Raw genomic sequence first — 12,838 nt, 5'->3', positions numbered from 1 at the left:
AAATTAATTTCTCACACACTTTACAGGTAAAGGTAAAAGCTAACTGGTTTCACAATAATAAAGGTGGCTTTGAGCGAGCTATATCGGGGTTTTATAGGGGGAATAAGATGAATATTTTGGGTTTTTTTCAGCGGCTCGGTAGGGCGTTACAGCTCCCTATCGCCGTGCTGCCGGTCGCGGCGCTGCTGCTACGATTCGGGCAACCAGATCTGCTTAATATATCGTTTATCGCACAAGCGGGTGGCGCGATCTTTGACAACCTGGCGCTGATTTTCGCTATCGGTGTGGCATCCAGTTGGTCGAAAGACAGTGCAGGGGCCGCCGCGCTGGCGGGAGCTGTTGGGTATTTTGTTATGACTAAAGCCATGGTCACTATCAACCCGGCCATCAATATGGGTGTCCTGGCGGGGATCATCACCGGTTTAGTCGGTGGGGCCGTGTATAACCGCTGGGCGGGAATCAAGTTGCCTGACTTCCTGAGCTTCTTCGGTGGTAAACGTTTTGTTCCGATCGCAACCGGCTTCTTCTGCCTGGTGCTGGCCGCCATCTTTGGCTACGTCTGGCCACCTGTGCAGAACGCTATCCATTCCGGTGGTGAATGGATTGTATCAGCTGGCGCGCTGGGCTCCGGTATCTTCGGGTTCATCAACCGTCTGCTGATCCCAACCGGTTTGCATCAGGTACTGAATACTATCGCCTGGTTCCAGATCGGTGAATTTACTAATGCTGCCGGTGCGGTATTCCACGGTGACATCAACCGCTTCTATGCGGGTGACGGCACTGCAGGGATGTTTATGTCCGGTTTCTTCCCGATCATGATGTTCGGTTTGCCGGGCGCCGCGCTGGCAATGTATTTTGCCGCGCCGAAAGAACGTCGTCCGATGGTCGGCGGTATGCTGTTGTCGGTCGCTATTACCGCGTTCCTGACGGGGGTTACTGAGCCGCTGGAATTCCTGTTCATGTTCCTGGCTCCGCTGCTGTACCTGCTGCATGCTATCCTGACCGGTATCAGCCTGTTTGTCGCGACGGCGTTGGGTATCCACGCGGGTTTCTCGTTCTCAGCCGGTGCGATCGACTATGCTCTGATGTACAGCCTGCCGGCAGCCAGCAAAAACGTCTGGATGTTGCTGGTGATGGGCGTCGTGTTCTTCTTTATCTACTTCCTGCTGTTCAGCGTGATCATCCGCATGTTCAACCTGAAAACGCCTGGCCGTGAAGATAACGTTGATGACGTGGTGACGGAAGAGGCGAACAGTAATACCGAAGAGGGTTTAACCCAACTGGCGACTGGCTATATCGCCGCGATCGGCGGTACCGATAACCTGAAAGCGATTGATGCTTGCATTACCCGCCTGCGTTTGACCGTTGCGGATTCCGCACTGGTTAACGATGCCGCCTGTAAGCGTCTCGGCGCTTCTGGCGTGGTCAAGCTGAACAAACAGACCATTCAGGTTATTGTGGGGGCAAAAGCTGAATCCGTCGGCGATGAAATGAAGAAAGTGGTTGCTCGTGGCCCGGTTGCCGCAACGGCTGCTTCTACCCACGGCGCATCCGGCGCAGTTCCGGCTGCCAAACCACAGGCCGTCGCCAACGCGAAAACCGTTGCCGCGCTGGTTTCGCCGATTACCGGTGACGTTGTGGCGCTGGAACAAGTCCCGGATGAAGCCTTTGCCAGCAAAGCCGTTGGCGACGGCGTGGCGGTAAAGCCGACGGATAAGCTGGTTGTTGCGCCAGCGGCGGGTACGGTAGTGAAGATCTTCAATACCAACCATGCTTTCTGCCTGGAAACGGAAAATGGCGCGGAAATTGTTGTCCACATGGGGATTGATACCGTAGCGCTCAACGGCCAGGGCTTTAAACGGCTGGTGGAAGAGGGCGCAGAAGTGAAAGCGGGTCAGCCGATTCTGGAACTGGATCTGGCGTTTCTGAATGCCAACGCGCGTTCAATGATCAGCCCGGTGGTGTGCAGCAATAGTGACGACTACAGCGCACTGGTTATTCAGGCAACCGATAAGGTTGTGGCGGGCCAGACGCCGCTGTTTGAAATTAAAAGCAAGTAAGTCTCCAGATTAGCGTTTATACCTCAACGGCGGAGGAAAACTCCGCCGCTTTTTTTACCGCCAACACCCCATAATCGCCTTCAGATACGTATTTTACGTAACTAATAGTTGTCTCCACGCCCTGCTTGTAAGATCATGTGCCGTTATACGTTGTTTACGCTTTGAGGAACCCACGATGAGTGAGGCAGAAGCCCGCCCGACTAACTTTATTCGCCAGATCATTGATGAAGATCTGGCTACTGGTAAGCACACCACCGTTCATACCCGTTTTCCACCGGAACCGAACGGTTATCTGCACATTGGCCATGCGAAGTCTATTTGCCTGAACTTTGGCATCGCTCAGGATTACCACGGCCAATGTAATCTGCGTTTCGACGACACCAACCCGGTGAAGGAAGATATCGAATACGTTGAGTCGATTAAAAACGACGTGCAGTGGTTAGGTTTTCACTGGTCCGGGGACATTTGCTACTCATCTGATTATTTCGATCAACTGCATCAATATGCGGTTGAGCTGATTAATAAGGGTCTTGCTTACGTGGATGAGCTGTCGGCGGAAGAGATCCGGGAATATCGCGGCACCCTGAAAGAACCGGGTAAAAATAGTCCGTACCGCGATCGCAGCGTGGATGAAAACCTGGCCCTGTTTGAAAAAATGCGTAGTGGCGGTTTTGCCGAAGGTAAAGCCTGTCTGCGAGCAAAAATCGATATGGCCTCGCCGTTTATCGTCATGCGTGACCCGGTGCTATATCGTATTAAGTTTGCTGAACACCATCAGACCGGGAACAAGTGGTGCATCTACCCGATGTACGACTTTACCCACTGCATCAGCGATGCGCTGGAAGGGATTACCCACTCTCTGTGTACTCTGGAATTCCAGGATAACCGCCGCCTGTATGATTGGGTGCTGGATAACATCAGTATCCCCGTACACCCGCGTCAGTACGAATTCTCGCGTCTTAATCTCGAATATACCGTGATGTCCAAGCGTAAGCTGAACCAACTGGTAACCGAGAAACACGTTGAGGGCTGGGATGATCCACGTATGCCGACCATCTCCGGCCTGCGTCGCCGTGGCTATACGGCGGAATCTATCCGTGAATTTTGTAAACGTATCGGTGTGACCAAGCAGGATAACATTATCGAAATTGCTGCGCTGGAATCCTGTATTCGTGAGGATTTGAACGAGAACGCCCCGCGCGCGATGGCCGTTATTGACCCGGTTAAGCTGGTTATCGAAAACTATCCGCAGGGCGGCAGCGAAAGCGTGACCATGCCGAATCATCCGAACAAACCGGAGATGGGCAGCCGCGAAGTACCGTTCAGCGGCGAAATCTGGATCGACCGCGCCGACTTCCGTGAAGAAGCGAACAAACAGTACAAGCGTCTGGTACTGGGGAAAGAAGTTCGTCTGCGCAACGCTTACGTGATCAAAGCAGAGCGTGTAGAGAAAGATGCCGAAGGCAATATCACCACAATCTTCTGCACCTACGATGCGGATACCCTGAGCAAAGATCCGGCCGATGGGCGTAAAGTTAAAGGCGTTATTCACTGGGTAAGCGCGGCGCACGCGCTGCCGGTGGAAATCCGCCTGTACGATCGTCTGTTCAGTGTGCCGAATCCGGGAGCGGCGGAAGACTTCCTGTCGGCGATGAATCCTGAGTCGTTGGTGATCACGCAGGGCTTTGCGGAACCCTCGCTGAAGGACGCGGTTGCGGGTAAGGCCTTCCAGTTTGAACGCGAAGGATACTTTTGCCTTGATAGCCACCTTGCAACCCCGACCCATCTGGTGTTTAACCGTACCGTCGGGCTACGCGATACGTGGGCGAAAGTCGGCGTATAAGCGATCCCTGCCATGATTGAGAGCGCCGCGCATTGCGGCGTTTTTTTTATTTCGTGATCCGAGATGCCTTTCTGATATTTTCGTGATGAAAATTAACCTGATTGCATACTGTAATAAGATACCTTTTTAAGGTGTCCTGTTTGCCCGCATAAAAAAGTACCCATCCGTCGTTTCTATTGATTTTTTCTGTTTTTGTAAGCGCTTATACCCTTTCGACACGACATCTTTGATTGAAACATAAAGACACAAAATATGTGCGCTTTGTCATAATCTTTATCTTTGGTCTCTGAAAGAGATTGATAATTCGCGTCGCGAAAAATAGTCTATGCATAGTGATTGTGCAATTTTTCGCACACCGCTTTTTTGTGAACTTATTTATTTTTCGCGCGTTGCCCTGGGCCATCGCGCATTTAAAACGTCAAAGAGGATATGTATATGCGTACGTTTAGTGGCAAACGTAGTACGCTGGCGCTGGCTATTGCCGGTGTAACAGCGCTGTCAGGTTTTGCAATGGCGCCGGATGCAAAAGCTGAAGGATTTATTGACGACTCCACCTTAACCGGCGGTATCTATTACTGGCAGCGCGAGCGTGACCGTAAAGATGTGACCGACGGCGATAAGTATAAAACCAACCTTTCCCATGCAACCTGGAACGCTAATCTGGATTTCCAGTCCGGTTATGCCGCCGACATGTTTGGTATTGATGTCGCCGCATTTACCGCCATTGAAATGAACGAAAGTAACGGCAGCGGTCACCCGAACGAAATCGCTTTCTCTTCGCGTAATAAAACCTACGATGAAGACTATTCCGGCGATAAGAGCGGGATAAGCTTGTATAAAGCAGCTGCAAAATTTAAGTTCGGTCCGGCGTGGGCGCGCGCTGGCTATATTCAGCCAACCGGGCAAACCCTGCTGGCTCCGCACTGGAGCTTTATGCCTGGCACTTATCAGGGGGCAGAAGCGGGCGCTAACTTTGATTACGGCGATGAGGGGGCGCTGAGCTTCTCCTGGATGTGGACTAACGAATATAAAGCGCCCTGGCACATCGAAATGGATAAGTTTTACCAGAATGACAAGAAAACCAAAGTGGATTATCTCCACTCCCTTGGCGCTAAATACGATTTTAAAAATGACCTCGTACTGGAAGCGGCGTTTGGTCAGGCACAGGGATATATTGATCAGTACTTTGCTAAAGCCAGTTATAAATTTGACGTCGCAGGGACACCGTTAACCACCAGCTACCAGTTCTACGGCGCTCGCGATAAGGTCAGCAACAGTGGGGCAAATGATATCTATGATGGTACTGCCTGGCTGCAGGCATTAACCTTTGGTTATAAGGTTGCTGATGTTCTGGACCTGCGGCTGGAAGGAACCTGGGTAAAAGCTGACGGTCAGCAGGGCTATTTCCTGCAGCGTATGACGCCAACCTACGCCTCTTCTAACGGGCGTCTGGATATCTGGTGGGATAACCGTTCCGACTTTAACGCCAACGGGGAAAAAGCGTTGTTCTTCGGGGCGATGTATGACATGAAGAACTGGAACATGCCGGGCTGGGCCTTCGGCGCATCCTACGTTTACGCATGGGATGCTAAACCTGGGAAAATGTCCTCGCCTGACGCGTATTACAACCCGGATAAACGTCTGAAAGAGTCGGCGTATAGTCTGGATGCAATGTACACTGTGCAGGAAGGGCGCGCGAAGGGCACGCTGTTTAAACTCCACTTTACGCAATACGACAACCACTCCGATATCCCAAGCTGGAGCGGTGGTTATGGCAATATCTTCCAGGATGAGCGCGACGTGAAGTTCATGGTTATCGCTCCATTCACTATCTTCTGATGCCGATAACGACAGGTTGACCACCTGTCGTACTCGTTGAGAAAAACGAGCGGAAAAAAGAAAAACAGCGCGAGTAGTCTGTAGACCAGAAAAGTGTACGCATGCTGGATTCAGATGACACGGACCGGAAACAAACGGGCGGAGAGCATTCTCCGCCCGTTTGTACTTCAGAGCTTATTCTCCACCGGTTGATAACCACGGCTTAAACGGACAAACAGCATTGCGGTGGCGGCGAGTCCACAGAGCGCCGCACACATTAGCCACCATCCGGGGGCGCTTTTATCTCCGGTCCACTGGACCAGCGCAGTGGATATCGCGGGCGTCAGGCCGCCAAAAATTGCGGTTGCGAGACTGAAGGCCAGGGAAAAACCGACGGTTCGCACATACACCGGCATCACTTCGGTGAGCGCCGCCACCATTGCGCCGTTGTACATTCCAAAGAAGAACGAAAACCAGAGCAGCACCAGCGTCATCCGGGTGAAATCCGGCGCGGCGGTCAGCCAGTGCATCACCGGCCAGGTGGTGATCAACGCGAGCAGAGTAATCCCCATCAGCACCGGTCGACGGCCAATCCTGTCGGAAATCGCGCCGCCAATCGGTAACCAGATAAAGTTAGAAATGCCCACCAGCATGGTGACAATCAGGCTGTCCCGCGCGCTCAGGTTTAGTACCGCTCTGCCATAGGTCGGGGTATAGACAGTGATAAAGTAAAAGGTGGTGGTAGTCATCGCCACCAGTAGCGTGCCGGCGGTGATGAGACGCCAGTTTTTGACGATAGTGGTAAAAATTTCCCTGGTGTCGGGGCGGTGCTTACGTTGTAAAAATTCTTCGGTCTCCTGAAGAGAACGGCGCAGAACAAAAATCAGCGGAATAATCATGCAACCGATAAAGAACGGGATACGCCAGCCCCATGTGGAAATCTGCTCGTGGTCGAGCATGGCGTTCAGGCCGTAACCCATCAGCGCCGCGACAACAATCGCGACCTGCTGGCTGGCGGATTGCCAACTGGTATAGAAGCCTTTATTTCCCGGCGTGGCGATTTCAGAAAGATAGACGGAAACGCCGCCTAACTCTACGCCAGCAGAGAATCCCTGCAATAATCGCCCCAGTAATACCAGTACAGGTGCTAGCAGACCGATACTGTGATAACCAGGAACCAGGGCAATCAGCAGCGTACCGCAGCCCATAATCGCCAGGGTAACCATCAGCCCTTTACGGCGACCGATTCTGTCAATGTAGGCACCCAGCACAATCGCCCCGACAGGGCGCATTAAAAAGCCAGAGCCGAAAACGGCAAAGGTCAGCATTAATGAAGCGAACTCACTTTCCGCCGGGAAGAATGTCTTCGCGATATAGGTGGCGTAAAACCCGAACAGAAAAAAGTCGAACTGTTCGAGGAAGTTACCGCTGGTCACCCGGAGTATTGCGCCAAACGTGCTGGCGCGCGATAGTTGTTGAGTCATTGGGTTTGCTCTCCATTGTCTTTCTTTTGTTCTTATAGAGGTAAGAGTGTGTGGGTTAGTCGCCTGCGACCCCCGCCGGTTTTCCGCGCCGTTTCTCAATCGCCCACTTGAGTAAGGAAGCGCAGCGGTAAAATCCATGGGCAAATTTTCCGTAAGGAATAGTCAAAAACAACGCCATGACCACCCCAAGATGGATGGCCAGCAAAATGCCCATCCACGCGCTATCTCTGCCCGCCAGAAGTGCTAAGCCCGTCAGGCTGGTCAGCAGTAGCAATAAAATAAAACCGCGATCCAGCGGCTTTTGCCGCGCGTCGCCATGCAGCGGTGAGCGCCTGAGATTCAGCCACAACAATCCCGCCGGGCCAATGACCAGACCAGTTCCACCGAGTGTGCCGAGGATCACCGGCGCGCTAAAGAACGGATAAGGGGCCTCCAGGCCAGCGAAGTAGTGGTAGCCTGTCGCCACTACCGTTGCGGCGAAACAGAGCATAAAGCCGTAAAAAGTGAAGTGGTGGAAACGACGGCGCATCAGAGTAAAAGCGTCATCCGCTTCGTTGCAGCCCTTGCCGTGACCGCCGTCGAGATATTTCAGCGTCAGGGCATTACGCGAGGCTTCAGCAATTTCAGCGGAACGCGGCGTGCCGGGAGAGATCTCGCGCCAGAAGCGAATTACGCCCGCCATCAGTAAACCGATCGCCAGAATAAAAACGGAACCAAACATCCACGCCAGCAGGTTATGCGGGAAAATCTGGTAAAAATCACCGGCCAGCGGCGGGTGAAATAGCGAGCCTTTCAACCCTATCGCGAGGAGCAGAAAGAGGCTCAGACCAAAAACTAACGCCAGCGCCACGGTTATGCCCGCCCGACGGTACAAGGCGCTGAAGGCGGCGGGCAGGGCGTAATGCTGCCAGGTTTCAAGCCGTACTTCCGCCATCGCTTTCGGCACGTTAATCGCAAATTCATGAGGCGGCGCATACTGACACGCGTGCAGACAAGCGCCGCAGTTATGGCACAGGTTCGCCAGATAGTTAATATCGGCTTTACCGAATTCCAGGCGCTGGGTCATCGCCGGGAACACAGCGCAAAAACCTTCGCAGTAGCGGCAGGCGTTACACACCTGCATCACTCGCCCGACTTCAGCTTCCGGCTCAGTGAGAATGTGTGCTTCGATGATCAACTTCTCAAGCTGCTTCATGACGCGCCTCCTTCTGTGCTGCCAGAGCGGCCTCTTTTCCGGCGATACGACCAAAGGTGGTGCCGATGGACATGCCGACGCCAGCGGTATAGCCTTTGCCCAGCACGTTGCCCGCCATCATTTCGCCGGCGACAAACAGATTACGGCTCGGTTGTCCGGCAAAGTGCACTGCGGCGCGTGCGTTCACTTTCAGTCCCAGATAGGTGAAGGTGATGCCTGGTCGCAAGGCATAGCCATAGTAAGGCGGCGTGTCGAGCGGTCGTGCCCAGTGGGTTTTTGGCGGCGTCAGCGCCTTCGTTGCGCAGTTATCCAGCGTGGTATGGTCGAATTGCCCGGGCTGGCAGGCTTTATTGTATTGCGTTACGGTGTGGGTTAAGCGTTCGCCATCCAGCCCTAACTGGCGCGCCAGTTCCGCCAGCGTATTGGCCTGCGCGCCGGGGAAGACCGGCGGCATAAAGTGGCCGATCGCTTTGCTGTCGATAATGGAATAGCCAATTTGCCCCGGCTGGTGGGCGACCAGACGCCCCCAGATGGCGTAACGTTTTGGCCAGAAATCTTCCCCTTCATCATAAAAACGCTCAGCGTCACGGTTGACCACCACGCCCAGCGATACGCAGTCCACGCGGGTACAAATCCCGCCGTCATACAGCGGCGCTCTGGCATCGATCGCCACGCAATGTGACTGGGAGGGATCGCCGATAATGTCCGCCCCGGCATCCATCATAAATTTGAGCAGGACGCCCTGGTTAAAGCGGGTGCCGCGAATGAGAAAATTATCCGCTGGCCACTCGCCGCGTTCGTTTTCACCCCACGCTTCCCGCAGCCATTCGCGGTTAGATTCAAATCCTCCGGCGGCGAGGACACAGGCTTTAGCTTCAATGCGTTCCTCTCCCGCCAGTGCCGCCACGAACTCGCCGTTATGCAGTTCAAGCGCCTGCACTGGCATGTTGTAGCGAATTTGCACCCCCAGCTTTTCTGCACTGCGATAATAGGCATTGACGAGAGCTTTCCCGCCGCCCATAAAGAAGGCATTGGTACGTGCTACATGTAGCGCGCCGGAAAGAGGGGGCTGAAAGTTAACGCCGTGCTGGCGCATCCAGTCGCGACATTGTGAAGAGGTACGGATCACCAGTCGCGCCAGCGCTTCGTCGGTATTCCCTTCGGTAACGCGGCGGAGATCCTGCCAGAACTCCTCTTCGGGATAGCTCTCGACCAGCACATCCTGCGGCGCATCGTGCATGCAGCGTAAGTTGCGGGTGTGTTGCGAATTTCCGCCGCGCCACTCCCGGGGGGCCGCTTCAAGCAGCAGCACGGAGGCTCCGCTCTCACGGGCGGTCAAGGCGGCACATAATGCGGCGTTGCCTCCGCCAATCACCAGGACATCAATCATCGTATACTCCATTACTATTTAACTGATTGTTAAATTTGTAATTAAAATGTATACGTATAAGTTGTGTGGGCGCTATGAGGCTCTGCTAAAGAGTTCTTTAGTTAGCGTAAAGTGTTGCTCCAGGCCAACCGCCTGTATCTACCAGGTGACGCATGACCTTCGTCAGCACGACGCGGGCGGCGAGGCCCGCAGGGGTAAGCTCATCATCAGAAAGGCTGACCAAAAAGTTGGGGCGACTCAGTATCGGATTGTGGATGCCGATCACTCTGAGCGCCTCTTTATCAAGATGAGAAATTGCGGCGCCTGGCTGTAGCGTGGCGCCGAGCCCACTACGAACGGCGTGCATCAACAAGGTCAGGCCGTCAATTTCTGCTGTAATTTCAACCTGAAACGCATTTTCCTGACAAATTGCTTCCAGTCTGCCACGCAGACCATGACCGGGACTGGGCATAATCAGGGGAATACTGGTCAACTCTGCTGGGGTGATGATCTCATCAGAAATTTCAGCCAGCAGAGCGTGTGCGCCAATCAGAAACAGTCGCTCTTCAAGAATCGGCCTGGCGCTCCAGCGCAGCATTTTCTCTTTCTGGAACACCACGGCTAAATCAATCTGCCGGGTATTGATCATCCGTTCCAGATTACCGGAAAGGCTTTCCACCAGATGCAGACGCACATCCGCATAGTTTTCCCGCATCGCATGGATAAAAGGTATGCCGAGGACAGAGGCGGTGCTGGGGGCCATGCCGACGCTGACGTGTCCTGAGAGACGCGCTTCCCGCGCGGCGAGAATAGCATCGTCAGCATGACGCAGCGCCAGCTGAGCCTGGGAATAAAAGGCCAGTCCGGCACTGGTGGGCGTTACGCCGCGAGAAGTGCGTTGCAACAGGCGAATGGCAAGTTCGTTTTCCAGCCGCGTCATCTGCTGGCTGAGTGCCGAGACGCCGATATTAAGATCGAGCGCCGCACTGCCCATACTCCCGGTTTCCACAATACGGACAAAGTAGCGTAGCTGGCGAAGCTCCATTTCGATTCTCCGGAAGAGGTCAGACAGAACTTACATGAGATTAGCACAGGGATGGCGGGGAGCGCGTGGGCGAGTTCAACAGATAAAAAAGCCAGCCTGATGCGGCTGGCTTTTCAGTGCGACATATTACTTGGTGTCGTGAGCGTGCTCATCTTCGCGGCAATCGCCTTCCGCACAGTGGCCGTACAGGTACAGGCTGTGGTTAGTCAGACGAATACCGTGTTTGGCGGCAATTTCACGCTGGCGCGCTTCAATGGAATCATCACTAAATTCGATCACTTTGCCGCAATCGAGGCAAATCAGGTGATCGTGGTGATGTTGCTGCGTCAGTTCAAAAACGGATTTACCGCCTTCGAAATTATGGCGGGTAACGATGCCAGCATCGTCAAACTGGTTCAGTACGCGATAAACGGTTGCCAGACCAATTTCTTCCCCCATATCAATCAGGCGTTTATATAAGTCTTCCGCGCTGACATGATGGTTATCCGGTTCCTGCAGGACTTCCAGGATTTTTAATCTCGGAAGGGTCACTTTCAGGCCAGCTTTCTTTAATGCGGTATTGTTGTCAGTCATGCGGAATCTGTCCTGTTGCTAAACGATCTACTTCCATGAGCGGAAGTAATACAGAGAATAACCCGATGTAATGCGTATCATTATAGAACTGCCATGGCGAAATGAAAACCGCAAGCATCGGGCCTTGTATACTGTCAAAAACGAGGCATTCGCTGCAAAAGCACTTTACGTGACCTCGTTAAATCAGAGGACATTGTACAGATATGTGATTAAAAGTTAAAAACTTGTAGCTATATCTTTGATTGCTTTTGTCTATTAATGCAAAAAAATCTGTCGATTATGTTGTTTATCCCCTCACTAATTCAAGTTGCAGGACAAAACGGTTAACCGTTTTGAACAGCGCTTGCGCTGGCCTCGCAGGGCAAGGCCCGGGGATGAGCGAGTATTGTCAACGCAGATGCAACAGACCGTATGACGGGTACAGACTCAGGCATTCTTGATTTCTTCAAGATGCAGTTCTTCAGAAATCTGTTTTACCCATTTGTCGACACGTTCATTAGTCAGTTCCGGCTGACGGTCTTCGTCGATAGCCAGGCCGACGAAGTGGTCATCATCGACCAGGCCTTTAGACGCTTCAAAATGGTAGCCAGCTGTCGGCCAGTGACCCACGATAGTCGCGCCGCGAGGCTCAATGATATCGCGGATAGTCCCCAGCGCGTCACAAAAATATTCTGCGTAGTCTTCCTGATCGCCGCAGCCAAAGAGCGCGACCAGCTTGCCATTGAAATCTATCTCTTCCAGCGTAGGGAAAAAATCATCCCAGTCGCATTGGGCTTCACCGTAATACCAGGTCGGGATGCCGAGCAGCAGAATGTCGTGGCCTTCCAGATCTTCTTTGCTGCTTTTGGCAATGTCGTGGACTTCAGCAACATCTTTACCAAGCTGCTTTTGAATCATTTTTGCAATATTTTCGGTGTTGCCGGTGTCGCTGCCAAAAAAGATGCCGATGATAGCCATGAGTAAAATAACCTCTTGAAACTTAATGATGTGGTAATGGCTTAATGCCTGCAGATAAGGGCAATCATAGCAGAACTGAGAAGGGCGCGGAAACAGCAATCGCGCCCAACTGCACACTCTGCTACATGAAAGGTTATTTTTTGAAGGTTTCAGGCGTTATCGTGGCTGCGCATGGCCGCCAGTTGGTTCATCAGTATCTCTTCTATCAGATCGCTGCGGGTCATACGACGGGCTTCGGCCAGCTCATTCAGCTCATCGACGATATCGGCATTCAGTTTTAACTCAACGCGCTTCAATCCGCGAACTTTATCGCGTTTAAGCTGATTGCGTTTATTGATGCGCAGTTGTTCATCGCGTGAAAGCGGATTGGTTTTCGGTCTACCCGGCCGACGCTCAGTTGCGAACAAATCTAATGTCGTACGGTCCGTTTGTTCTTTTGCCATGATTCAGAGTGACTTCGGGGGAAACAAGCTGTCGGGTATAGCCGACGCAGA

At 52.9% G+C, this 12,838-nt stretch carries 10 protein-coding genes and 1 pseudogene; 3 read left to right on the top strand and 8 right to left on the bottom strand.

Annotation, left to right across the window (positions count from 1 at the left end):
• Positions 1-107: 107 nt before the first annotated feature.
• Together nagE and glnS are read left to right on the top strand one after the other, a co-directional pair.
• Positions 108-2,060, top strand: a complete 1,953-nt coding sequence (gene nagE, locus ABK821_RS07160; protein ID WP_138360685.1) for a PTS N-acetyl glucosamine transporter subunit IIABC — start codon at positions 108-110, stop codon at positions 2,058-2,060.
• A 175-nt stretch (positions 2,061-2,235) separates the two neighbouring features.
• Entirely contained in the window at positions 2,236-3,903 is a 1,668-nt protein-coding gene (gene glnS / locus ABK821_RS07155; protein ID WP_138360684.1) for a glutamine--tRNA ligase, read from the top strand.
• A 229-nt stretch (positions 3,904-4,132) separates the two neighbouring features.
• Here glnS and ABK821_RS07150 read toward each other — a convergent pair.
• A pseudogene (locus ABK821_RS07150) lies at positions 4,133-4,234 on the bottom strand (methionine synthase); the annotation flags it as partial.
• Positions 4,235-4,338: 104 nt separating this feature from the next.
• Between ABK821_RS07150 and chiP the strand changes: the two are divergent.
• Positions 4,339-5,742, top strand: coding sequence for a chitoporin (gene chiP, locus ABK821_RS07145; protein ID WP_138360683.1), 1,404 nt, complete (start codon positions 4,339-4,341; stop codon positions 5,740-5,742).
• Between the two features lie 167 nt (positions 5,743-5,909).
• Here the strand turns inward: chiP and ABK821_RS07140 are convergent, their stop codons facing one another.
• From ABK821_RS07140 to ybfE, 7 genes are all read right to left on the bottom strand, one after another.
• Positions 5,910-7,205 (bottom strand): MFS transporter, encoded by a 1,296-nt coding sequence (locus ABK821_RS07140; protein WP_142501668.1) that lies wholly within the window; start codon positions 7,203-7,205, stop codon positions 5,910-5,912.
• Positions 7,206-7,260: 55 nt separating this feature from the next.
• Positions 7,261-8,400 carry a tricarballylate utilization 4Fe-4S protein TcuB gene (gene tcuB / locus ABK821_RS07135; RefSeq protein ID WP_142501667.1) on the bottom strand — a complete coding sequence of 380 codons (1,140 nt, stop codon included), beginning with the start codon at positions 8,398-8,400 and terminating at the stop codon, positions 7,261-7,263.
• On the bottom strand, positions 8,387-9,790 hold the full coding sequence (gene tcuA / locus ABK821_RS07130; protein WP_138360680.1) for an FAD-dependent tricarballylate dehydrogenase TcuA: 1,404 nt from the start codon (positions 9,788-9,790) through the stop codon (positions 8,387-8,389). Before tcuA ends, tcuB begins: the two co-directional genes overlap by 14 nt.
• A gap of 97 nt (positions 9,791-9,887) precedes the next feature.
• Positions 9,888-10,814 carry a tricarballylate utilization LysR family transcriptional regulator TcuR gene (tcuR, locus tag ABK821_RS07125; protein WP_343177909.1) on the bottom strand — a complete coding sequence of 309 codons (927 nt, stop codon included), beginning with the start codon at positions 10,812-10,814 and terminating at the stop codon, positions 9,888-9,890.
• Between the two features lie 126 nt (positions 10,815-10,940).
• Positions 10,941-11,387 carry a ferric iron uptake transcriptional regulator gene (gene fur, locus ABK821_RS07120; RefSeq protein WP_138360678.1) on the bottom strand — a complete coding sequence of 149 codons (447 nt, stop codon included), beginning with the start codon at positions 11,385-11,387 and terminating at the stop codon, positions 10,941-10,943.
• Positions 11,388-11,813: 426 nt separating this feature from the next.
• Positions 11,814-12,344, bottom strand: coding sequence for a flavodoxin FldA (gene fldA, locus ABK821_RS07115; protein WP_171034859.1), 531 nt, complete (start codon positions 12,342-12,344; stop codon positions 11,814-11,816).
• Between the two features lie 149 nt (positions 12,345-12,493).
• The gene (gene ybfE, locus ABK821_RS07110) at positions 12,494-12,787 is read right to left on the bottom strand and encodes a LexA regulated protein (protein ID WP_142501665.1); all 294 of its coding nucleotides are present in this window, start codon (positions 12,785-12,787) and stop codon (positions 12,494-12,496) included.
• Positions 12,788-12,838: the final 51 nt, after the last annotated feature.

It is taken from the genome of Klebsiella sp. KE9456 (genome assembly GCF_043832615.1).
Lineage (GTDB): Bacteria > Pseudomonadota > Gammaproteobacteria > Enterobacterales > Enterobacteriaceae > Klebsiella > Klebsiella indica.
This window is presented reverse-complemented; position numbering and strand designations above follow the sequence as displayed.